The following is a 21,426-nucleotide window of genomic DNA, read 5'->3' as shown; positions in this document are numbered from 1 at the left end:
GTACTTCTCCTGGTTAATTGAGGGAGCCTTTCGACTGCTTGGCGATCAACTCTTCATCTCGTTCGGTGAGGGGCACCTGCCGGCCTTTGGAATCATACACGGACATATCCAAAGCCAGACCACGGATTTCCTGCACCAATACATTGAATGCCTCAGGCATTCCAGCGGTAGTGGCCGGTTCACCCTTCACGATACTCTCATAAATCTTCACACGGCCGTTCATGTCATCACTCTTGATGGTCAAGAGCTCCTGCAGCGTATTGGCAGCGCCGTACGCCTCCAGGGCCCATACTTCCATTTCTCCGAGTCTCTGACCACCGAACTGAGCCTTACCGCCAAGCGGTTGCTGCGTTACCAGGGAGTAGGGTCCGGTGGAACGGGCATGCATCTTGTCATCGACCAGGTGGTGCAACTTCAGATAATAGATGTATCCACAGAATACGGGATTGACGAAAGGTACTCCGGTAAGCCCGTTGTACAACGTAGTCTTGGAGTTTTCCGGCAACCCGGCTTCGCGCATCTTCTGCTCGATCTGCTCCATCGTTGCACTCTGGAACACCGGTGAGGAGTACCATTTTTCCAGTTTGACGGCTGCCCAACCGAGCTGGGTTTCCATCAGCTGCCCGATATTCATTCGCGAAGGAACGCCCAGCGGGTTCAGACAGACGTCCAGCGGAGTTCCATCTTCCATGTAGGGCATGTCTTCCTCAGGAAGAATCCGGCTGACAACACCCTTGTTACCATGGCGACCAGCCATCTTGTCACCTTGTCGAAGCTTGCGCTTTGTTGCAATCAGAACCTTCACGGTCTCCTCTACTCCGGGAGGAAGCTCATCGTTGTTGCTGCGCTTCAGGCGCTGGATGTCGATAACCGTACCTTCGGTTCCGTGGGGAACCTTCAGGGAGGTGTCACGCACTTCCTTGGCCTTTTCACCGAAGATCGAGTTCAGCAATTTGAACTCCGGAGTGGTATCGCTCTCGCTCTTGGGAGTCACCTTTCCAACAAGGATGGAACCTGGGCGGACCGAGGTGCCGATGCGGACAATGCCGTCCTCATCAAGCTGTTCCAACATCTTGTCACTGGTATTGGGGATATCACGGGTCAATTTCTCAGGTCCAAGCTTGGTCTCCCGAATATCAGTGGTGAATTCCTTGATGTGGATGGAGGTGAAGATATCATCTTTTACGACACGTTCACTGATGAGAACCGCATCCTCGTAGTTATACCCATTCCAAGGTACGAACCCTACCAGGATGTTGCGTCCGAGTGCAAGTTCCCCTTGTTCGGTGGCAGGACCGTCGGCAAGGACGGCACCGGCTTCCACATGCTGGCCGAAGGATACGATGGGCTTCTGGTTGAAGCAGGTATCCTGGTTGGTCCTTTGGTACTTCAGTACTTCGTAGGAATCGATCTCCCCTTGGATCTGGGGATCATCAGGCTGTACGAGCACCCGGTCGGAACCTACATAGACAACCGTACCACTGCGTTTGGCCTTGAGCAGAACACCACTGTCATAGGCTGCCTTGCCCTCCATACCCGTACCGACCCTGGGGGTCTCCGGGAATACAAGGGGAACTGCCTGGCGTTGCATGTTCGAACCCATCAATGCACGGTTTGCGTCATCGTGTTCAAGGAAGGGAATCAACGAAGCGGCGACACTGAGCACCTGTTTCGGATCCACGTCCATGTATTTAATCTCGGCAGGGGGTTTGGTGGAATAGTCACCGCTTCTGCGTACGGGAACCTCGGCGTCCTTGAAATGTCCGTCTGCATCCAACAATGCCGAAGCCTGTGCGATGAAGTATTTCTCCTCATCGTTGGCATCCAGATAGCGGTACTGCTTGGATACGACCCCATTTGCCACCTTACGGTAGGGTGTCTCCAAAAAGCCATGCCGATTGATGCGGGTATAGTTGGCCAACGAGACGATAAGACCGATGTTCGGTCCTTCAGGCGTCTCGATCGGACAGATGCGACCGTAATGGGTGTAGTGAACGTCACGAACCTCGAACCCTGCACGGTCACGACTCAGACCACCGGGTCCGAGTGCATTCAGCCTTCTCTTATGCGTCAATTCGGCAAGCGGGTTGACCTGATCCATGAACTGTGACAGCTGGCTGCTTCCGAAGAATTCCTTGATGGCGGCCACAATCGGCTTGATCGAGATCAGATCCTGCGGCTTGACCGAACCGGTCTCCAGGTTCATACGTTCCTTGGCAATCCGTTCCATCCTGGCAAATGCGCTCTTCAGTGCATTCTGGAGCAACTCACCAACCGAGCGGACACGGCGATTTCCCAAATGGTCGATATCGTCGACGTTTTCCTCACGAATGAACACCTTGATCAGGAAGGCCATGGTATTGACGATGTCCTGGGGAGTAAGCACCGTCAGATCGGTGGATGCTTCCTCATCTTCCTCGTCGGTACCGGTACCGAACTTCTTATTGAACTTATAGCGGCCGACAGATCCAAGATCATACCGACGGCTGGAGAAGAACATGTCGGGAAGATCCTTTTCCGCACGCTCGATGGCAATCATCTCGCCGGGCATCAACACCGAGAAAATCGGGGAAAGGACATCTTCCTTGGTAGGTTCATCAAATCCTTCACGGGTATATTTGGCATCCTCAATCTCAAAACAATTGAGGATCATATCACTGTGCAGCGTCCCTTCGCCACGAAGAGACACCAACTGGATGGAATCGATCTTCAGTTTGAGCAGCTCATCGATTTCATGTGGGTGCAGCATATCACCGGCGCGCAGAACTTTCTTTTTCTCGCCTTCCACCATCGCGTACACATCCTTGTACAGATAGCGGTTTTCCAGGCTCGCCTTCAAATCGGCGTCGTCTGCAAGTTCAAGCGTCTCACCCTTGTAGAAATGCTCAAGAATCTTCTCGCGGGTGTCCAGACCGATGGCACGCAGGAAAAGCGTACCGAGGATACGCTTCTTTCTATCAATTTTGGTAAAAATCAGATGCTTCTTGTCATCAATCTCAAATTCCAGCCAAGACCCTCGATAGGGAATGATCCGGGAAGAGTATACATCTTTCTCATTGGAGAAAATGACACCGGGGGAGCGGTGGATCTGGCTGACCACAACCCGTTCCGCACCATTGATGATGAAGGTACCGCGATCGGTCATCAACGGAATATCACCAAAGAAGATCTCTTTTTCCCTCATCTCACCATTGGAGAACTCAAGACTGATCGTAACTTTGATGGGAACACTGAAAGACCGACCTTTCTTTTTGCACTCCGATTCCGAGAACTTGATGTTCTCAAGATCGATGGCGTATCCCTTGTAGGCAAGACGCATCTCACCGTTGGGACTGTCAATGGGGAATGTAGACTGGAACACTTCTTCCAGCCCGTACGACGGATCCGGACCCAAACCTTTCCGCATCCTATCCAGCTGGAGAAATCGCTCATAGGAATCAAGCTGGACGCCGATAAGGTTGGGCAGTTCACAGACTTCTTGTAATTCAGAACCGATGTACGTGCGTGTTATGGCTTTGCCGTTGGCAACCATCATGTACCCTCCAAAGTCAATTGAGAAACAGACAAACTCCCTCTTGCACAAGGGAAACAAAAGACACAACAGGCCACCGGTGTCTATCCGGTGGCTCAATGAACCGGGCCGAAGCCCACTTGCAAAAAACATGAGCAGGGAACTGGCCGGATGGCCAATTCCCCCGAATCAGATTAGTCAACCGCCTTGACCTCGACAGTGCAGCCGGCAGCCTCGAGCTTCTCTTTGAGAGCAGCTGCGTCGGCCTTGCTGACACTTTCCTTGACCACTTTGTCTCCAGCCTCAACAAGCTCCTTGGCTTCCTTCAGGCCGAGACCGGTAATGGCGCGGACTTCCTTGATGGCAGCGATCTTCTTCGCAGGATCACAAGCCTTGAGGACCACGTTGAATTCAGTGGGCTCCTCGACAGCCTCGGCAGCGGCGGCACCGGCAGCGGGACCAGCTGCTACAGCAGCGGCAGCAGCCTGCACACCGAACTTCTCTTCCATCATTTTGATGAGGTCAGCGACTTCCATGACGGACATACTTGCGATCGATTCCAAGATTTCTTCTTTAGTAGCCATATTATCTTCTCCTTATACAAAGTTTTGTCAACACAGTCATAGCAGGTTACCTGTGAAGACTAAGACTGTGTTTAGTTCTCTTCTCCAGCAGCAGGTGCGCCGCCGTTCTTCTCGACATAGGCGAGCAACGTTGCCGCCAGCTTCTGTACCGGTGCCTTCATGGTGCCCATCAAGGAAGCGATCAATTCGAGCTTGGTCGGCAGCTTACTGAAAGCCTCGACCTCTTCGGAATTGAAGAACTTTCCATCGAGCAGTGCGCCCTTGACTTGGATGGAAGCCCCTTCCTTGCCGATGGCGAACAATTCCTTGGCTACCACATTGGCCTCATCCCCACGGACGAGTGCAATGGCGGTCGGGCCGACCAGCTGATCATCAGCCTTGTTGTCCAGCTCAGCCAAAGCAATCTTGGCAAACCGGTTCTTCACGACACGGTACGCAGCATCCTTTTTCATCAAGGTTCTGCGCAGTGCAGTGATCTGTTCAACCGTCATACCACGGTAATCAGTGAAGATATACCCGGTGTACTGGCTGAACTCATCCTTCAAAGCCTTGACGGCCTCTTCCTTGGCAGGGGTAATACGAGTCTTGTAATCCATAGTGTGCATCTCCTCTTATACCGAAGCCGTCATATCCTTCACATTGACCCGGACGCCCGGACCCATGGAAGAAGAAAGGGCGATACTGACTACGAAGTCAGCCTTGGCATCTGAAGGCTTCTTGCGGACGATTTCCTTGACGACGGACTTGGCGTTTTCGCTGACCTTGGCCGGATCCATGGAAATCTTTCCGATGGGAAGGTGAATGACATTGGTCTTATCAGAGCGGAACTCGACACGTCCCTTGGTGAGCTCGGCAAGAGCACCCTTGATGTCGAAGGTGACGGTCTGGGTCTTGGGGTTGGGCATCAAGCCCCTTCTTCCCAGGATGGGACCGAGACGACCTACGTCCTTCATCATGTCAGGAGTGGCGACAGCCACATCAAAATCCATCCAGCCGCCGCGGATCTTCTCGATCAGGTCGTCGTCGCCTACAAATGCGGCACCAGCCTGACGGGCTTCCTCGGCTTTCTCTCCCTTTGCGAATACGAGTACACGCTTCTGGGCGGAGAATTGATTGGGAAGGACAACCGTATCACGGACGCTCTGGCTCTTTTTCAAGGTAAGCTTTACAGAAATCTCAACAGTCTCGTCGAATTTTGCAAAGGCAATTTCCTTGACCAAGGCAGCGGCTTCCTCGAAGGTGTACAGCTTCTCACGGTCGACTTTCTTGATACTTTCGCGATAATTCTTTCCGTGTTTCATCTTACTGCTCCACCTCTACGCCCATGCTACGGGCGGTTCCTGCAATGATTTTCTTGGCAGCCTCAAGGTCGTTGGCGTTGAGGTCTTCCAATTTGGTCTTTGCAATTTCAGTCAGCTGTGCCTGTGAGAGCTTGCCGACTTTCACCTTGTTGGGACTTCCGCTACCGCTTGCAAGGCCGAGAGCCTTCTTGATGAGTACAGCGGCAGGAGGAGTCTTCAGGATGAACGTGAAGCTCTTGTCAGCATAAACGGTAATGATGACGGGAAGAATGAGTCCGGGTTCATAACTCTTGGTCTTGTCATTGAACTCCTGGACAAACTTGGGGGCACTGACACCATGAGGACCGAGCGCGGGTCCGATCGGGGGCGCCGGCGTAGCCTTCTGGGCAGGGCACTGCAATTTGATGACTGCAGTTACCTTTTTCTTTGCCATGTTTCTCTCCTTACGCGATAATCCCGCCTAAGTTGGCGGATAATTCTGATTTCGCGCTGGTCGTAACGCCTGTCATACGATCAGGCTCCCACCTCATGCAGGCATGAGGGAGTAATCACACACAAAAGGACTCGGTTGTAAAAAATCAGAAAACTCTCGTATAGCCGTCCAGTCCCGAAGACGACTATAGAATCTTTTCTACTTGCAGGAAATCCACCTCAACCGGAGTGGAGCGTCCAAAAATTCCAACACTGACCCGCATCCGGGCCTTTTCCAGGTTGACTTCTTCAATGACGCCGGTGAAGGAGTCGAATGGACCATCGATAATGCGGACCTGTTCGCCAACGGAGAAGGATTGCTTCGGTTTGAAGACCTTTTCTGCGGGAAGGTCGCCGGTTTTCTGAAAGAGGCTTTTCACCTCACCGGCGGAAAGTGGCTGCGGTTTTACACTGTCGCTTGAGGAAACGAAACCGGTGACCCCTTGGATCCGCTTGATCTGCGAACACCAGGTTTTCCAGCTATTCTCAGGCAAATCGAGCTCAACAAGGATATAACCGGGAAGAATCTTCCGCTTCACGTCCCGCCGAGCGCCGTCCTTGACCTCAACGACCGTTTCGAAAGGAACCTTGACATCAGTGCAAACAAGCGCGAAGTCCATATCGGTCTCGCGCATCTTGTTGATGATTCGCTCTATCTTCTGTTCATATCCAGAATAGGTATGTACTACGTACCAGCCCTTTGCCATGTCGCCGCCTTATAGGATGAACAAAACGCCCTTGAGCAGGATGAAATCCACCAACCCAAGGAACACTGCGATAAGGACAGTAGAGACAAGCACAACCTTAGTGGAAGAAATGACAGCTTCACGGGAGGGCCAGACAACCTTCTTCAGCTCCTGGTGCGACTCCTTGAAATACTTTAAAAACTTCTTCATGGAAGGCTCCTTGTAGGAATAATGATCGAGAAGCAGACAGGCCAAGAAGGACTCGAACCCTCAACATCCGGTTTTGGAGACCAGCGCTCTACCAATTGGAGCTATTGGCCTATTTGCTTCTCGATCGAATCTACCTTATTTAATCTTTGTCTCGCGGTGCAAGGTATGCTTGCGCTCAAACGGACAATACTTGTTCAACTCAAGCTTACCTTGAGTATTTCTCCGATTTTTCTCGGTGGTATAGTTCTTTTGCTTGCATTCGGTGCACTGGAGTGCAATTTTCTCCACTGGACCTTTCTTCTTGGCATCACCCATTTCATGCTCCTCGGTGAGGTTTCACCTCTACCCATCCTACTAAACCGGAAGGGGATAAAAAAAGAGCCCTCGAACGGATTTGAACCGTTGACCCCCACCTTACCATGGTGGTGCTCTACCGACTGAGCTACAAGGGCGTCGGCCACATCACAGGTAATCCACGAGCGTACCAACCTGCAACATGCAGAAGCAAACTTACCAGAGTGCGTACTTTTTGTCAATAGCGCTCGATACGATTACTCAAAAAGTTCGACCAGTTGCCCAGACGCCCTCTATCTTATATAGTTAAACCGAGTTAGTTGTACAAAATACTACAAGGAGTTCCCATGAAGAACCAACAAAAAACTCGTTTTGGCCATACTACACAGGATCTTGCCCAGGATTTTGCAGAACACCTGAAATACAGCCAGGACGCTGATATTTATCATACCACACAAGCAGGACGTTATACAGCCCTTGCCCTGACGGTCCGTGACCGTATCATCCACCAATGGAACAAGAGTCGTGCAACCCAACGCCAGCAGGGAGCGAAACGGGTCTATTATCTTTCCCTAGAGTTCCTCATGGGCCGCGCCATGACGAATAACATCATCAACCTCGGGATCGAGGGAGAGGTCAGACAGGCCCTCTCCTCCTTGGGATACACCTACGAGGAACTGTGTGAAGTAGAACCGGATGCTGGTCTGGGCAACGGAGGACTCGGCAGATTGGCCGCCTGTTTCCTCGACTCCCTCGCCACGTTGGAGATTCCCGCCTATGGATACGGCATCCGTTATAATTACGGAATTTTCCGCCAACAAATAAAAAACGGCTGGCAGGTCGAACAACCCGACAACTGGCTCAGGGATGGGAATCCCTGGGAAATCCATCGCCCGGATGTGGTCTACCCCGTTCAATTCGGCGGTGATGTCCAGGTCATCCATGAACACGGCAGGGACAACTTCAAGTGGACTGGATCGGAAATCGTCCATGGTGTGGCGTATGACACGCCGATCATCGGGTACGGCTGCAAGACGGTGAACACACTCCGGCTTTGGTCGGCGAAAAGTCCGGAGGAATTCAATTTCCATGAGTTCAACGATGGCGACTATACCGAGGCGGTACGCTCAAAGATTACGGCGGAGAATCTTAGTCAGGTACTCTATCCCAATGATACGCTCTATATGGGCAAAGAGCTCAGGCTCAAGCAACAGTATTTCTTTGTCGCCTGCTCACTGGCCGACATCATCCGTCGATTCAAGCGGGAAAAGCAAAGTTGGAGCAAATTGCCCGAATATGCAGCCATCCAGCTTAATGACACGCACCCGTCCCTTGCAGTCCCTGAATTGATGCGAATCCTTTTGGACGAGGAATACATGGATTGGGACGAGGCCTGGAAGGTAACCGTCAAGACCTTGGGGTATACCAATCACACCCTCATGCCGGAAGCTTTGGAGAAGTGGTCGCTGCCGATGCTGCAGAAAATCCTTCCCAGACACATGCAGATCATCTACGAAATCAACCACCGGTTCCTCCAGGAGGCCGTTTCCTACTTCCCGCTCCAGCCGCAGATGCTGGGGAAGATCAGCATCATCGAGGAAACCAACCCCAAGCAGGTCCGTATGGCCAATCTGGCCATTATCGGAAGCCACAGCACCAACGGCGTCGCCGAGCTGCACTCACAACTTTTGAAGAAGTCCATGTTCCCGCAGTTCAACCTGATCTTCGCCGACCGGTTCAACAACAAGACCAACGGCATCACCCAACGCAGGTGGCTTCTCGCTTCCAACCCAAAGCTTGCCGACCTAATCAAAAGCGCAATCGGGGATGGTTGGATCACCGACTTCAGCCAGATTTCCAAACTTGCACCCTTCAGCACCGATGCCAACTTCCTTCTTGACTTCCAGAAGATCAAGCAGGACAACAAAGTACGGGCTGCCGCCTTCCTGAAGAAGGACAGCAACCTGCTGATCGACCCGAATTCCTTTTTCGATGTCCAGGTCAAGCGTATCCATGAATACAAACGACAGTTGCTCAATGCACTGAACATCCTGTTGATCTATCAGGACCTGAAGACCGGTGGGGACGCTACCAAACAGATGGAACACACTACCTTCCTCTTCGGTGGCAAGGCTGCCCCGGGCTATGTGAATGCAAAGCTGATCATCAAGCTGATCAACAATCTGGCCAAGGTGATCAATGCCGATCCGGTTGCAAAGGACAGGCTATCCATTCATTTCATGCCCAATTATCGGGTCTCGATGGCTGAGATGATCATTCCTGCCACGGATCTTTCCGAACAGATTTCCACAGCCGGTACAGAGGCCTCCGGTACGGGCAACATGAAGTTCATGTGCAACGGGGCTCTCACCATCGGAACGATGGACGGAGCGAATGTGGAAATAGCACAAGAAGTGGGACGGGAAAACATGTTCATTTTCGGCAACACCGAAGAGGAGATTGCAAAACTCAGCCTGACATATAATCCCTATGCAACCGTCATGGCCGATACTCGGATCAAGGCTGTAATCGATCTGTTGTTCAGCGGCTACTTCAATGTGAACGAACCGAACATCTTTGAACCACTTCGCAGAAGCCTGTTCGAAGAAGGTGATCGCTATTATCACTTCGCTGACTTGGGCATGTACAGTGAAGCGCATCGAGCTGCCAGGGATTTGTACACCAATGACCGCAGCGAGTGGAACCGGCGGGCCGTGTTGAACATCGCTGCATCAGGCAAGTTCTCCAGCGACCGTACCATCGCCCAATATGCAAAGGAGATATGGCAGGTTGAAAGCTGTCCGGTCGAAAAGGATACCGAGGAAGACACCGCGCTCGAGGATGCCATGAAACGCCGTTGAACCGTACATGACGACAAATCCTTGTCACCTCGCTTCTGAGGTGACATTTTTTCGTCATCAAGGATGATGTAACCCGATGAGCGAGAAATGAATACAAATTGTTCTACTTTTTTTCCTTTGGAAATGACAATTATTCGTCATTTGCCTTACTCCACTGCTATATTCATAGCATGCAAACTTTCTGGGAACGAGTCATACTCCTGCTGCAATCACCGAGCGTGGTTGAATTGGCTTCCATGTTGGAAGTAAAGCGCAGCACTTTGTCCAGTTGGATCCATACCGATCGCAGGCCTCCGATGAAAGTCCTCATGAAAATTTCCAAGCTTACGGGACTCAATCTGAATCAGCTGGAATACGGATTTGACTACAAGGACAACGAAGAAGAGGAAGTGGCAGAAAATCTTCCTCAGCAGAAGAAGCAATTGTCAGCGATGATCGAGGATTTGAATGAAGAGGAATTGATCATCCTCAAATCGTTTTTGCCGTATCTGCGCAAACAATCTCTCAGAAACCGAACCCGGAAAGAACGTTCCTGACCGTAGGGGCCGCCATTGCCAGCAACGGAGCAATGATCATGGCAGGAAGAAAATTTCCCGTCTTGCTCTTTCTCAGATCAAGCAGGCTCAATCCGATCATAAGGATCAGCACCCCGCCTACTGCAGCAAGCTCGGTAATGCCACTGTCTCCAAGAACCGGGGCTATGGCACCACCGGCCAAGGTGAAGAATCCCTGATACACCAGAATGAACAAGGCACTTGCCATGACCCCCGGCCCATAAATCGAGCTGAAGATGATCGCCATACACCCGTCCATGATCGATTTTACCAGAATCAATTGATAATCACCGGTGGTACCGGCTTGGATGGATCCCACCACGGTCATCGCCCCGCTGCAAAAAAGCAACGATGCATTGAGAAAACCCAACGCAAAATTTCGTGCACTCTGTTCATTACCTTTTCCACGGCTCAGCTTGCGTTCCAACCAGCTGCCAATCCCCATGATTCTCTCTTCAATATGCAGGAAATACCCGAGAAAGCCCCCGAGCACAACCGAAAACAAGAGAATCAGATATGAGCCGGTCTGCATCGTCATGGATATTCCGATGACCAATGAAATGAGCCCGGAAGCAGTAAACACCACTTCCTGATAGGATGCTTTGAGTTTGTTCTTGAGCAGCAAACCCAACAGGGAACCGAGAATAACGGTGAATGCATTGAAATAGGTGGCAATCATAATGGCTTGGAGTATAATACGTTTGGAATACTCACTCAAGGAAGGTGCATGCAAAATCTCTTGTTGGCAGCAGGACTCGGAACCCGCAGTGCAGGGAAAAAGTTGCTGCTTCCTTACCAAAATTCAACAATCATCCATCACGCAACCGAACAATCCCTACTCGCCGGCTTGTCCACGGTGGTAGTCACCGGTTTTAGATCTGAAGCGGTGGAAGATGCGATCAAGGACCTTGCATGCCCAGCATTGAAGGTTGTACGAAACGTGGATTATACGCTGGGGCAAGGCAGTTCCACGCTCATCGGAGCCCGTCATCTTGCTGCCGGGGAATCGTTCTTCATCTCGCTGGCGGATATGCCGCTCATCGAGGCCCGGCATTACCGACTGTTGCTCGAACAGATCGACAAACCGTTGGCTCGGCCTTGCTTCCATCATGCGCTGGGACATCCTGTGTATCTGGATGCCGCATTCCTTGCGCTCATCAAGGCTCAAAAGCCACCCTTTGCGATGCACTCCCTGCTGAAGGACTATGAAATCCAGCTGATACATGTCGATGACCAGGCATACATCCTGGACATCGACACACTCGCCGACTATCAAGCGCTCTTACAGAACCGTGAAGACCACCTGTGAACCACGCATCGAAAGATGGATGGTAGTTCCTGGATTGAACGTTCCTCCAAGCAATTGTACCGAAAGCGGATTCTCGACCATCCGTTGTACGGCTCGTTTGATTGGTCTCGCTCCGAAAAGAGGATCATAGCCCTCCGTATAAAGAGCATCGACCACCTCACTGTCCCAAGAAAGTGCGAATCCCCGTTTTTCCAACCGCTTGGCCAACTGCTGGAGTTGCAGGGTGACGATTTTTCTGATCTGATCCCCACCCAGCGATTCAAAGATGATGATCTCGTCCAACCGGTTGATGAACTCAGGCTTGAAGGAAGCGTGGATGATTTCCCTGACCAGCTTCTCCCCTTGTTCATGGCTCTCGGCGGACAACAACTGCTGGCTTCCCAGATTGCTGGTCATGATGATGATCGTATTGGTGAAATCAACCACTCTCCCCTGTCCGTCGGTGAGCCTTCCGTCATCGAGCAACTGCAACAGGACATTGAAGACATCAGGATGCGCTTTCTCGATCTCATCGAAAAGAATGACAGAAAAAGGCCGACGTCTGACCACTTCGGTCAATTGGCCGCCTTGATCGTACCCGACGTACCCCGGAGGAGCTCCGATGAGTCTGCTTACGGAGAACTTCTCCATGTATTCGCTCATATCGATACGGGTGAGGGCTTTCTCATCATCAAACAGCAGTTGGGCAAGCACCTTGGCAAGCAGGGTCTTCCCCACTCCGGTAGGACCGGCGAAGAGGAACGTACCGAGCGGACGATGCTCATCACCGATTCCCGCCTTATTGCGTCTGATGGCATTGCTGATCGCAGTAATGGCCTGCTTCTGACCTACCACCTGCTCGGAGAGCGCTTCTTCCAGATGCAGGTATTTCTGCATCTCACTTCCCTTCATCTTGGAAACCGGAACGCCTGTCCAATTGCTGACGATGCGTGCAATGTCATCCTCGCTGACCTCCTCTCGGAGCATCTGCTTCCCTTCGGTCTGCACGGAAGCAAGCTGCTCGCTCATCTTCTGGATTTCCTTGGCGAGCTCAGGAATTTGGCCGTGCTTGATCTGGGCGGCTTTTGCAAGATCCCCGTCCCGTTCGGCATGCTGTTCCTCAAGCTTCAACTGCTCCAGTTTTGCCTTGTTCTCACGAAGCTTGGCGATGACCGAACGTTCATTCCCCCATTGCAGATGCATGGCATCACGCTTGCCCTTCAATTCGGCAAGCTCCTTGTGCAGCTTCTCCAATCGGTCTGCGCTTGCTTTGTCGGTCTCCCGTGACAACGCCTGATCCTCGATATTCAGTTGCAGGATCTTGCGTTCGATCTGATCCAGTTGCTCGGGTTGGCTCTCGATCTCCATCTTTAACTGACTTGCAGCCTCGTCAACCAAGTCGATGGCTTTATCAGGAAGAAAACGGTTGGTGATGTATCGATTGCTCAACGTTGCGGCGGCCACCAATGCCTCATCCTTGATGCGCACCCCGTGATGGACTTCATAGCGTTCCTTCAATCCGCGAAGAATTGCAATGGTCGACTCCACCGAAGGCTCCTTCGTAAACACCGGTTGGAACCGGCGTTCCAAAGCCTTGTCGGTCTCGATGTATTTGCGGTATTCATCCAGCGTCGTCGCTCCGATGGCATGCAACTCTCCCCGGGCCAAGGCTGGTTTTATCAGATTCGAAGCATCCGTCGAGCCCTCGCTTGCCCCAGCCCCCACGATGGTGTGCAGTTCATCAATGAACAGAATGATCAAGCCTTCGCTGGAGGTCACTTCCTTGACTACAGCCTTGAGCCGTTCCTCGAATTCGCCGCGGAATTTCGCACCGGCGACCAAGGAACCGACATCCAAACTGAGAATTCGTTTGTTCTTCAGGGATTCCGGGACATCGCCGGAGGAAATACGTAAGGCAAGCCCCTCGACAATAGCGGTCTTTCCGACACCGGGTTCCCCGATCAGCACCGGGTTGTTCTTCGTCCTCCTGGAAAGGACCTGCATCACCCGCCGGATTTCCTCGTCACGACCGATCACCGGGTCGAGTTTCCCCTGCCGGGCCAATTGCGTCATATCCTTGCAGTACTTCTCCAAAGCCTGATACCGGCTTTCGGGATCCTCGCTCTGGATCGTCTGGTTCCCCCGGATGGACTGTAATGCCTGCATGATCGCGTCCTTGGTGACTCCAAGGTTCTTAAGTGCCTTGCCGGCCTGCGAATCATCGTCGAGAATGGCAAGCAGCACATGCTCGGCGCTCAGGTATTGGTCCTTGAATTCACCGGCTATCTTGTCGGCTGCATACAACTGGTTCCCAAGCTGGGCGGAAAGGGAACGCTGGGCATTCCCCCCATAGGCTTTCGGAAGCTTGTCCACCAATTCCTCAAGCCTGGTCGTCACCATCCGAGCGGGCACACCAACGCGCTCCAAGAGCGGCGGCAGCAAGCCTTCCTTCTGGGCAAGCAAGGCTAACAGCAGATGCTCGGTGGCAATCTCTGCATTTCCTTTTTCATTGGCCAGTATATCGGCATCGCCGATTGCCTGGCGCAATTTGATCGTCATTTTATCAATATTCATGGGTACTCCTCACCTTCAGGTATGAAGCAACCTGACCCATAACGGGCCACGTATCCTGTACAGTACAAATATAGTGAGGTTTGTCGTTATCGGCTAGGAACGTCGGTCTTCCGATAGAAATCGAGATAAGTACCGACCAGTTGCTTGGAAAGCTGCATGTCGAAGGTATCGAGGAATGCAACCTGAAAACAGGAGGATTCGAGTAGCAGCAACAGATGATCAGCGACCTTGTTGACATCGCATTCGACGATATCGTCTTCCTTGATCCCCATCCTCAGGAGGCGTTTGAAAAGAATGGTGAGCTTGGCCGTACGCCGCAGGACGATCTCATTGAAATCGCGCCCTTCCTTTTTCATCTGCAGCATGACATCCACCAAGCTGGTGAGCTCCCCGTCATGCTCGCTGGCCGTCTGCATGATGTCCATGCAGATATTCTTGATCCGGTCGATGTAAGTCTGGTCGGTCGACCATGCATAGGTGGCGTATTTGTTGAACATACGCCCGGTTACGAGTTTTACCGCATAGTAATAGATTTCTTCCCTGTCCTTGAAATACTGATAGATCGTAGGCCGCGAGATACCACATTCGGTGGCGATCAAGGAGAGGTTCGAATCGCGGTACCCCTCCCTGGCAAACACCTTCAGTGCAGTCTGCAGGATTTTTTCCTTTCGCTCTTCATGATCTATCTTCTTGGGCATGCAATGGTTCTCCCAACCGTATGAAAACACTTTTGTTGCTTTACAATATAGCATTATACTGTAAAAAACACTAGAACGGATTTGGAGATTCACCATGGTTTTCCTAATGCTTTGCATACTTTTACTGGCTATCACCCTATTCATGCTCATCAGAACCTTCGTGCTGAGGGAGCACAACCGTTCATCAGCGCCGCAAACCGCACCTATTGAGGAAAGCCGGGCAAGACAGGTGTTGTCCCAAGCGGTCGGCTGTCCGACCATATCCAGGATGCAGAGCGAAGAGACCGACTGGTCTGCATTCGACAACCTCGGCGCATTGCTTGCCGCATCCTACCCACGCTGCGAAAGCCACAGAATCACCGAAGGAGTGGGGTCGCATAATCTCGTTTACCGATTTGAAGGGACGGATTCCGGTTTGCAACCCGCTTTGCTGACCGCCCATCTGGATGTTGTTCCGGTCCAAGAAAGCCAATGGAGCCATCCACCCTTCTCGGGCATCATCGAAGACGGGTATCTCTGGGGGAGAGGCAGTTTTGACTGCAAACTGCAGGTGGTAACCATCCTTCAGGCTTTCGAAACACGCTTGGAAACGCAAACCGGAAGCAAGCGGACCTGGTACGTAGCCTTTGGCTGCGATGAGGAATGCAATAGTCTTGAACAAGGGGCAAGCAGCATCGCTGCCTACTTTGAACGACAGAATATTCGGTTTTCCCTGGTTCTTGATGAAGGGGGAGTGGTCAGCGAACGCTACATCGAAGGGTTCTCCCAGAGTATCGCAGTGGTGGGAATTGCGGAAAAGGGATATCTTGATCTTGAGCTTTCGACCAAGCGTTCGGCCGGCCATTCTTCCACGCCGGCATTTCCCACTGCATTGGGAAGCCTGAGCAGGGCGCTGGCAATTCTGGAACAAAAGCAGATGCACCGCTTCATCACGTATCCGGTGAAGCAGATGCTCACCCATCTGGGCAAGGAAGGCCCGTTCGCCTACAGCCTCCTGTTCCTGAACCTGACATTGACCAAGCATCTGCTTTTTGCCGTATTCAGCAAGAGCCCAACCTTGAATGCACTCATTCGGACCACCGTAGTCCCTACGGTCATCCATGCGAGCGACCAAAGTAATGTCATAGCACAAGAAGCAAAAGCCCAAGTGAATATACGGTTGTTGGGCGATGATACGCCACAGAAGGTTGTGGCATGGATGCACAAGGTCCTCAAGGACCCCTCGATCCAGATACGGATCCTCCGCTTCACCCCTCCCTCCAATGTCAGTCGGGTTGATGATCCTGCATTCATGTGCATCAAACAAACCATCCAAAGCTGTTTTCCCGATGCCTTGGTCGCACCGTACCTGATGCTCGGGGCAACCGATGCCAGGAAGTACCAGCACCTCTGTGATGCAATCTATCGGTTCACTCCGGCCAGGATGGAAAAGAGTGAGGTACAGCGTATGCATGCACCGGATGAACGGATAAGTCTGGATAACATCGACCATGCAGTCGGATTCTATCGGAAATTGATACACTCCTGGTAAGACTGCAAAAGCCCCGTTCTCACGGGGCCTTGCAGGTACAGGATGGTTGTTCAACCACTATTATTTAATTTTTACTTCAATGGCCTTCGGTTTAGCCACTTCCATTTTGGGAAGGGTAAGCTTAAGGATTCCATCAGCGAATTCGCCTTCGATCTGCCCCTCGTTCACATCCTCAGGCAGGGTGAAGGAACGCTCGAAGCATTGGTAGCAACGTTCGGAAACAAGATGCTTCTTGTCTTTCTCTTCCTTCTTGGTCTGCTTGGTCGAACTGAGCTTCAGCACATGTTTCTCAACACTTACCTTCACTTCCTCCTGCTTGTACCCGGGAAGTTCCGCTTCCAGGATATAGGCATCATCCGTTTCAGCAATGTCGACAGCGGGCATCCTGGAAGGGTACAAGCCCCAATCGCCGAGCATGTCGTTGAACAGCGAGTCAAAGGCTGACACCATCGGGGAATTGTAATCACGCTTTGTAAGATATTTCATAGTACACCTCCGTGTTCTGTAATGTTCTGTTTCATCCCTTTCGGGGTTCGACAATATAGTTGCAACAAGCGTGCCAAGTTTATCACCATTTTGAAATTGGAAGCTATTTCTTTTCTATTTATTGATTTATATAGTTTTTAAACAAGAAATATTTTTACATACGACTATGAACATACGAAGAGACTGGGGCAATCCGATACCCCAGTCCGAGAAGCTGAACCCCAATTGAGTCATTATGACACATTAGAGTCACAATGCTACGATAAAATGATCCACCACGGAGCAACCCCACCGAAAACAGCCGATGCAACAGACAAAATACATGAATGACAGGTGCAACACTTGCGATACCCTACAGGATATCAGCAAGGGTTGCCACCATCACCGCCTTGATCGTATGCATGCGGTTTTCCGCCTCATCAAAGACCACGGAATGCTTGCTGCGGAATACTTCATCGGTGACTTCCAATTCTGTCAAACCGAACTGCTCATGGATCTGCTGGGCTACGCTGGTATGCAGGTCATGGAACGACGGGAGACAATGCTCGAACAGAACCGCATCATTTCCACTGGCTTTCAAAAGATCCATGGTGACCTGATAATCTTTGAGCAATGCGATGCGCTCCTCCGTCTTGTCTTCCTCTCCCATCGACACCCAAACATCGGTATAGATGACATCCACACCCTTCACCGCTTCAACAGGATCGGTGGTGAACGAAATCTTTGCTCCGCTTGCCTGGGCTGCAGGAGCAAGCTCATCAAGCAGTTGTTTGGAAGGAAACAATTCCTTTGGGGCTGCAATACGGTATTCCATACCCAGTTTGGCTGCTCCGATCATCAGCGCATTGGAAACATTGTTTCTGCCATCCCCTATATAGGCAAACTTCAATGCATGGGGAGCCTTGCCGGTATGCTCCATGGCAGTCATGACATCAGCAAGCACCTGGGTGGGGTGGTCATCATCGGTCAGACCGTTGTAGACGGGAACTGCGGCATGCAGGGCAATCTCACGGATGATCTGTGGGGAAAAACCCCGGTACTCTATTCCGTCATACAACCTTCCCAGCACCTTTGCGGTATCCTCGATGGACTCTTTTTTGCCCATCTGGCTGTTGGTAAGGAAGGTGACCTGGGCCCCTTCATCGAAGGCGGCAACCTCAAAGGAACAACGGGTACGGGTGGAACTCTTGTCGAATATCAGAACAATGTTCTTCCCTGCAAGCAGTTTACCTTCCAACTTGGCAGCTACGGCTTTCCCTTTCTTCTTCGCTTTCAGATCAATGGACAGCTGCAACAAGGCAAGTATTTCCTCGCTGCTGTAGTCCTTGAGCGTCAAAAAGCTGCGTCCCTTCAATGATTTCATATGTGCCTCCGATACTATATCGGTCTACTTTACATATTTATGCAGTATTTGTCAATATTTATGCATATTTTTTCGATATTGCCCTATCATAATGCATACACATGCAGTTAAAAAAATCCTCCCGACCGAAGCCAGGAGGATACAGACAAGAAATGTTCGTTATTTGTCAACCAGGACGACTTCACCATTGGTGTAGTGCTCGGCCACATAGTCCTTGATCTTCTGCCCATGCAGCGCCTTGACCAGAGCAACGATGGCAGGATCGTTCTGACGACCTTCCTTGACGGCGACCACGTTCACATACGGGCTGTCGGCACCTTCCACGATCAGGCCGTCACGAGTGGCGATCAAGCCGGCGGGGATGGCATAGTTGCCGTTGATGATTGCTGCATCGACATCCTGAAGGACACGGGGCAGACTCGCCGCCTCAATCTCACGGAACTTGAGATTCTTCGGGTTCTGGACGACATCCAGGGGGGTTGCTTCCAAGCCGGCATCATCACCAAGCTTCAGCAGGCCAGCACTCTGCAGCAACAGAAGCGCACGCCCTTCATTGGTGGGATCGTTCGGAATGGCGATGGTTGCCCCATTGGGAAGGTCGGCAATCGCCTTGTACTTCTTGGAGTAAAGGGCGAACGGCTCGACATGGATGCCGCCGGCACTGACCAGATGGTAGCCCTTCTCCTTGTTGAAGGATTCAAGATAGGGAATATGTTGGAAGAAGTTGGCATCCAACTCCCCGCTCTCGAGCGCTTCATTGGGAGTCACGTAGTCGGTGAATTCCTGCACCTTGAGGGTATATCCCTGTTTGGCAAGATCATCAACCACCAGGTTGAGGAATGCGGCATGGGGTTCCGGGGTGGCTCCTACGACAATGGTCTTGGAGGTGGATTCTTCCTTGGTACCGGCTGCAAACAACGTTGTTGCCAGCAAGAGGATGAGGGCGATACTCAAAATTTTCTTCATACGGTTACTCCTTCTCTCCCCACACGGCGAGAGGTATGCACGTTTGTGTTCAGCGACGGGCGATGAGCTTGGCGCTGATCTTGTTGCCTATCACCTGGATGATCTCAACGAGAACCAGAATGATGACGACGGCAACGAACATAATATCGCCTCGAAAGCGTTGATAGCCGTAGCGTATGGCCAAATCTCCCAAACCGCCTCCCCCGATGGCACCAGCCATGGCTGAATACCCGATGAGGTTGATGATGGTCAAGGTCACCCCACTGACCAAAGAAGGAAGGGCTTCAGGGATCAACACCTTTCGGACAATCTGAAAATTCGTGGATCCCATAGCACGGGCGGCCTGAACGACCCCCGGATCCACCTCCTTCAGTGCGGTCTCGATTACTCGAGCCACAAACGGTGCTGCCGCGATGGACAGCGGGACGATCGTAGCGGTTGTACCGATACTTGTTCCGATCAAAAGCCGGGAAAGCGGGAACAGCAGGATCATGAGAATGATGAAGGGAAAGGATCGAAGCACATTGACGATTCTTCCCAACACATTGTTGAGCATCGGGTGGGGAATGATGCCTCCCTGTTCCTCACTGGAAGTTGCAGAAAGCAGGATTCCCAGTGGAAGTCCGAGGATGAGGGAGAACAACGTGGAGAAAAAGACCATGCTCAAGGTCTGAAGCGTGGCATCAAAGACCAACATCCAAAGCTTGCTCATACCGTCTCCTCCTCTTCTACAACAACCCCCATCTGGCGCAAAGATTCGATGGCCTTGGCCTTTTCCTCCTCACTCCCGCTGATATCCACCAACATGGTGCCAATTTCCATATCCCCGACGTTCTGTACACCTCCCGCACGAATATTGAAGTCGACGCCGCTTTGACGTGAAATTTTGCTGAGAATTGGTTGATCGGTGGTTCCGCCCCTGAATCGCAGGGTGTATGCCCCATGCTTCTTGGACCAATGCACCATTTGGTCGGTCGGCTCCTCGAAAGCGACCAAATGCGAGAGAAATTCCTTGGTCACTTCACTGCTTGGGTGTGCGAAAATATCGGTTACCAACCCTTGCTCAACCACTTTACCGTCATTGAGAACCGCCACTTGGTCGCATGCATCGCGCACCACTTCCATCTGGTGGGTGATCATGACAACCGTCAACGACATCTTGCGCTGGATTTCCTTCAGAAGGGAAAGAATCGAGTGGGTTGTCTGCGGGTCAAGAGCACTGGTGGCTTCATCGCAAAATAAGATATCGGGGTTGGTGGCCAATGCGCGTGCAATGGCTACCCGTTGTTTCTGACCTCCACTGAGCGTACTGATCGGGGCTTTTCCCCTGCCTTCCAGTCCTACGAGTTTCAACAACCGGGCAACCCGTTCCTTGATCTCAGCTTTGGCTACTCCGTTGATCTCCAAGGGATAGGCAATATTCTGTTCAGCATTCCTGCTCGAGAAAAGATTAAAATTCTGGAATATCATTCCGATGCGTCTTCGTCGCTGGATGAGTCCATCCTTGTCCAGATTATCCACCCGGACATCATCGAAAAACACTTCACCTTCATCAGGTCGTTCCAAAAGGCTGATCAATCGAACCAACGTCGATTTTCCCGCCCCACTCTTCCCGATGATTCCATACATGGTGTTTGAGGGAATGAACAAACTGATCCCATCGACAGCATGCAGGCTGCCATAGGTTCGTTTCAGATTGTCCAGCATTATTTGCATATCCATTCCCTCAATATTCAGAAAACGATGAATTGTTACCATCATAGTAAAAAGGGTTGGCTTGGACAAGACCGATGGCCAAGAAATACTGTATATCCTATTGTTCCGATAGCTTATGAGGTAGGCAATTCCTGGATACGGAAAGAGGACGCATAAGCGTCCTCCTACCATCTATGTATATCAAACCGGTCACCCGGCGAATTGCAAAAAAGGGGCCCGGCGGCTACCTACTCTCCCACGGCAAACCGTAGTACCATCGGCGTGAGGGTGCTTAACTTCCGTGTTCGGGATGGGAACGGGTGTGTCCACCCTGCTGTGGCCACCGGGCCGGC

General features: G+C 51.6%; 20 protein-coding genes, 2 tRNA genes and 1 rRNA gene. 4 read left to right on the top strand and 19 right to left on the bottom strand.

The genetic code is table 11. The annotated features are described in order from the left end of the window. Window positions 1-13: 13 nt before the first annotated feature. The 10 genes from rpoB to AB7C91_RS12230 form a co-directional block, all read right to left on the bottom strand. Window positions 14-3,532, bottom strand: a complete 3,519-nt coding sequence (gene rpoB, locus AB7C91_RS12275; RefSeq protein ID WP_332445792.1) for a DNA-directed RNA polymerase subunit beta — start codon at window positions 3,530-3,532, stop codon at window positions 14-16. 173 nt (window positions 3,533-3,705) lie between these two features. Further along, complete coding sequence (gene rplL / locus AB7C91_RS12270; protein WP_332445787.1) at window positions 3,706-4,095, bottom strand: 50S ribosomal protein L7/L12; 390 nt, start codon at window positions 4,093-4,095, stop codon at window positions 3,706-3,708. A gap of 71 nt (window positions 4,096-4,166) precedes the next feature. After that, window positions 4,167-4,691, bottom strand: a complete 525-nt coding sequence (gene rplJ, locus AB7C91_RS12265; RefSeq protein WP_332445786.1) for a 50S ribosomal protein L10 — start codon at window positions 4,689-4,691, stop codon at window positions 4,167-4,169. Window positions 4,692-4,706: 15 nt separating this feature from the next. Beyond that, the gene (rplA, locus tag AB7C91_RS12260) at window positions 4,707-5,396 is read right to left on the bottom strand and encodes a 50S ribosomal protein L1 (protein WP_332445785.1); all 690 of its coding nucleotides are present in this window, start codon (window positions 5,394-5,396) and stop codon (window positions 4,707-4,709) included. A gap of 1 nt (window position 5,397) precedes the next feature. After that, on the bottom strand, window positions 5,398-5,829 hold the full coding sequence (rplK, locus tag AB7C91_RS12255) for a 50S ribosomal protein L11 (RefSeq protein ID WP_332445784.1): 432 nt from the start codon (window positions 5,827-5,829) through the stop codon (window positions 5,398-5,400). Window positions 5,830-6,013: 184 nt separating this feature from the next. Next, window positions 6,014-6,574 (bottom strand): transcription termination/antitermination protein NusG, encoded by a 561-nt coding sequence (nusG, locus tag AB7C91_RS12250; RefSeq protein ID WP_332445783.1) that lies wholly within the window; start codon window positions 6,572-6,574, stop codon window positions 6,014-6,016. 9 nt (window positions 6,575-6,583) lie between these two features. Beyond that, the gene (gene secE / locus AB7C91_RS12245; protein ID WP_332445782.1) at window positions 6,584-6,763 is read right to left on the bottom strand and encodes a preprotein translocase subunit SecE; all 180 of its coding nucleotides are present in this window, start codon (window positions 6,761-6,763) and stop codon (window positions 6,584-6,586) included. Window positions 6,764-6,800: 37 nt separating this feature from the next. Continuing rightward, window positions 6,801-6,874, bottom strand: a tRNA-Trp gene (locus AB7C91_RS12240). 24 nt (window positions 6,875-6,898) lie between these two features. Further along, a complete protein-coding gene (gene rpmG, locus AB7C91_RS12235; RefSeq protein WP_321296699.1) occupies window positions 6,899-7,078 on the bottom strand; it encodes a 50S ribosomal protein L33 in 180 nt (59 codons plus the stop codon). A 64-nt stretch (window positions 7,079-7,142) separates the two neighbouring features. Continuing rightward, a tRNA-Thr gene (locus tag AB7C91_RS12230) sits at window positions 7,143-7,215 on the bottom strand. Window positions 7,216-7,404: 189 nt separating this feature from the next. On the opposite strand from AB7C91_RS12230, the gene AB7C91_RS12225 reads away from it, so the two are divergent. Together AB7C91_RS12225 and AB7C91_RS12220 are read left to right on the top strand one after the other, a co-directional pair. Further along, the gene (locus AB7C91_RS12225; protein WP_332446448.1) at window positions 7,405-9,918 is read left to right on the top strand and encodes a glycogen/starch/alpha-glucan phosphorylase; all 2,514 of its coding nucleotides are present in this window, start codon (window positions 7,405-7,407) and stop codon (window positions 9,916-9,918) included. Window positions 9,919-10,088: 170 nt separating this feature from the next. Further along, window positions 10,089-10,454, top strand: coding sequence for a helix-turn-helix domain-containing protein (locus tag AB7C91_RS12220; RefSeq protein ID WP_332446449.1), 366 nt, complete (start codon window positions 10,089-10,091; stop codon window positions 10,452-10,454). On the opposite strand, the gene AB7C91_RS12215 is transcribed toward AB7C91_RS12220, so the two are convergent. Next, the gene (locus AB7C91_RS12215) at window positions 10,423-11,151 is read right to left on the bottom strand and encodes a DUF554 domain-containing protein (RefSeq protein ID WP_332446450.1); all 729 of its coding nucleotides are present in this window, start codon (window positions 11,149-11,151) and stop codon (window positions 10,423-10,425) included. The two genes, AB7C91_RS12220 and AB7C91_RS12215, sit on opposite strands and share 32 nt — an antisense overlap. A gap of 48 nt (window positions 11,152-11,199) precedes the next feature. Here AB7C91_RS12215 and AB7C91_RS12210 point away from each other — a divergent pair, with 48 nt between their 5' ends. Next, window positions 11,200-11,781, top strand: a complete 582-nt coding sequence (locus AB7C91_RS12210; RefSeq protein WP_332446451.1) for a nucleotidyltransferase family protein — start codon at window positions 11,200-11,202, stop codon at window positions 11,779-11,781. Here the strand turns inward: AB7C91_RS12210 and clpB are convergent. Continuing rightward, window positions 11,755-14,334, bottom strand: a complete 2,580-nt coding sequence (clpB, locus tag AB7C91_RS12205; RefSeq protein WP_332446452.1) for an ATP-dependent chaperone ClpB — start codon at window positions 14,332-14,334, stop codon at window positions 11,755-11,757. The genes AB7C91_RS12210 and clpB overlap by 27 nt on opposite strands. An 86-nt stretch (window positions 14,335-14,420) precedes the next feature. After that, window positions 14,421-15,032, bottom strand: a complete 612-nt coding sequence (locus tag AB7C91_RS12200; RefSeq protein ID WP_332446453.1) for a TetR/AcrR family transcriptional regulator — start codon at window positions 15,030-15,032, stop codon at window positions 14,421-14,423. A gap of 94 nt (window positions 15,033-15,126) precedes the next feature. On the opposite strand from AB7C91_RS12200, the gene AB7C91_RS12195 reads away from it, so the two are divergent. Beyond that, window positions 15,127-16,563: a M20/M25/M40 family metallo-hydrolase gene (locus tag AB7C91_RS12195; RefSeq protein ID WP_428591816.1), complete on the top strand. Its 1,437-nt coding sequence runs from the start codon at window positions 15,127-15,129 to the stop codon at window positions 16,561-16,563. A gap of 60 nt (window positions 16,564-16,623) precedes the next feature. On the opposite strand, the gene AB7C91_RS12190 is transcribed toward AB7C91_RS12195, so the two are convergent. The 6 genes from AB7C91_RS12190 to rrf all read right to left on the bottom strand — a co-directional run bounded on the left by AB7C91_RS12190 (window position 16,624) and on the right by rrf (window position 21,421). Beyond that, window positions 16,624-17,049 carry an Hsp20/alpha crystallin family protein gene (locus AB7C91_RS12190; protein WP_332446455.1) on the bottom strand — a complete coding sequence of 142 codons (426 nt, stop codon included), beginning with the start codon at window positions 17,047-17,049 and terminating at the stop codon, window positions 16,624-16,626. A 352-nt stretch (window positions 17,050-17,401) separates the two neighbouring features. Beyond that, window positions 17,402-18,412, bottom strand: a complete 1,011-nt coding sequence (gene argF, locus AB7C91_RS12185) for an ornithine carbamoyltransferase (protein WP_332446456.1) — start codon at window positions 18,410-18,412, stop codon at window positions 17,402-17,404. A gap of 159 nt (window positions 18,413-18,571) precedes the next feature. Beyond that, window positions 18,572-19,378 carry a MetQ/NlpA family ABC transporter substrate-binding protein gene (locus AB7C91_RS12180; RefSeq protein WP_332446457.1) on the bottom strand — a complete coding sequence of 269 codons (807 nt, stop codon included), beginning with the start codon at window positions 19,376-19,378 and terminating at the stop codon, window positions 18,572-18,574. Window positions 19,379-19,427: 49 nt separating this feature from the next. Further along, entirely contained in the window at window positions 19,428-20,090 is a 663-nt protein-coding gene (locus tag AB7C91_RS12175; RefSeq protein ID WP_332446458.1) for a methionine ABC transporter permease, read from the bottom strand. Next, on the bottom strand, window positions 20,087-21,094 hold the full coding sequence (locus AB7C91_RS12170; protein ID WP_428591834.1) for a methionine ABC transporter ATP-binding protein: 1,008 nt from the start codon (window positions 21,092-21,094) through the stop codon (window positions 20,087-20,089). Before AB7C91_RS12170 ends, AB7C91_RS12175 begins: the two co-directional genes overlap by 4 nt. Window positions 21,095-21,308: 214 nt before the next feature. Next, window positions 21,309-21,421 (bottom strand): 5S ribosomal RNA (gene rrf, locus AB7C91_RS12165). Window positions 21,422-21,426 lie beyond the last annotated feature (5 nt).

The organism is Sphaerochaeta sp. (assembly GCF_050256055.1).
Lineage (GTDB): Bacteria > Spirochaetota > Spirochaetia > Sphaerochaetales > Sphaerochaetaceae > Sphaerochaeta.
Note: the sequence above shows the minus strand (reverse complement) of the source record. Positions and strands in the feature narration are given on the sequence as shown.

What these genes read in the sequence shown, in the direction of transcription:
- argF (WP_332446456.1), bottom strand. Translation starts at nt 18,412, where the DNA reads ATGAAATCATTGAAGGGACGCAGCTTTTTGACGCTCAAGGACTACAGC.
- clpB (WP_332446452.1), bottom strand. Translation starts at nt 14,334, where the DNA reads ATGAATATTGATAAAATGACGATCAAATTGCGCCAGGCAATCGGCGAT.
- AB7C91_RS12200 (WP_332446453.1), bottom strand. Translation starts at nt 15,032, where the DNA reads ATGCCCAAGAAGATAGATCATGAAGAGCGAAAGGAAAAAATCCTGCAG.
- AB7C91_RS12225 (WP_332446448.1), top strand. Translation starts at nt 7,405, where the DNA reads ATGAAGAACCAACAAAAAACTCGTTTTGGCCATACTACACAGGATCTT.
- AB7C91_RS12210 (WP_332446451.1), top strand. Translation starts at nt 11,200, where the DNA reads ATGCAAAATCTCTTGTTGGCAGCAGGACTCGGAACCCGCAGTGCAGGG.
- rpoB (WP_332445792.1), bottom strand. Translation starts at nt 3,532, where the DNA reads ATGGTTGCCAACGGCAAAGCCATAACACGCACGTACATCGGTTCTGAA.
- rpmG (WP_321296699.1), bottom strand. Translation starts at nt 7,078, where the DNA reads ATGGGTGATGCCAAGAAGAAAGGTCCAGTGGAGAAAATTGCACTCCAG.
- AB7C91_RS12220 (WP_332446449.1), top strand. Translation starts at nt 10,089, where the DNA reads ATGCAAACTTTCTGGGAACGAGTCATACTCCTGCTGCAATCACCGAGC.
- nusG (WP_332445783.1), bottom strand. Translation starts at nt 6,574, where the DNA reads ATGGCAAAGGGCTGGTACGTAGTACATACCTATTCTGGATATGAACAG.
- AB7C91_RS12190 (WP_332446455.1), bottom strand. Translation starts at nt 17,049, where the DNA reads ATGAAATATCTTACAAAGCGTGATTACAATTCCCCGATGGTGTCAGCC.
- rplL (WP_332445787.1), bottom strand. Translation starts at nt 4,095, where the DNA reads ATGGCTACTAAAGAAGAAATCTTGGAATCGATCGCAAGTATGTCCGTC.
- rplK (WP_332445784.1), bottom strand. Translation starts at nt 5,829, where the DNA reads ATGGCAAAGAAAAAGGTAACTGCAGTCATCAAATTGCAGTGCCCTGCC.
- AB7C91_RS12180 (WP_332446457.1), bottom strand. Translation starts at nt 19,378, where the DNA reads ATGAAGAAAATTTTGAGTATCGCCCTCATCCTCTTGCTGGCAACAACG.
- AB7C91_RS12175 (WP_332446458.1), bottom strand. Translation starts at nt 20,090, where the DNA reads ATGAGCAAGCTTTGGATGTTGGTCTTTGATGCCACGCTTCAGACCTTG.
- secE (WP_332445782.1), bottom strand. Translation starts at nt 6,763, where the DNA reads ATGAAGAAGTTTTTAAAGTATTTCAAGGAGTCGCACCAGGAGCTGAAG.
- AB7C91_RS12195 (WP_428591816.1), top strand. Translation starts at nt 15,127, where the DNA reads ATGGTTTTCCTAATGCTTTGCATACTTTTACTGGCTATCACCCTATTC.
- AB7C91_RS12215 (WP_332446450.1), bottom strand. Translation starts at nt 11,151, where the DNA reads ATGATTGCCACCTATTTCAATGCATTCACCGTTATTCTCGGTTCCCTG.
- rplA (WP_332445785.1), bottom strand. Translation starts at nt 5,396, where the DNA reads ATGAAACACGGAAAGAATTATCGCGAAAGTATCAAGAAAGTCGACCGT.
- AB7C91_RS12170 (WP_428591834.1), bottom strand. Translation starts at nt 21,094, where the DNA reads ATGCAAATAATGCTGGACAATCTGAAACGAACCTATGGCAGCCTGCAT.
- rplJ (WP_332445786.1), bottom strand. Translation starts at nt 4,691, where the DNA reads ATGGATTACAAGACTCGTATTACCCCTGCCAAGGAAGAGGCCGTCAAG.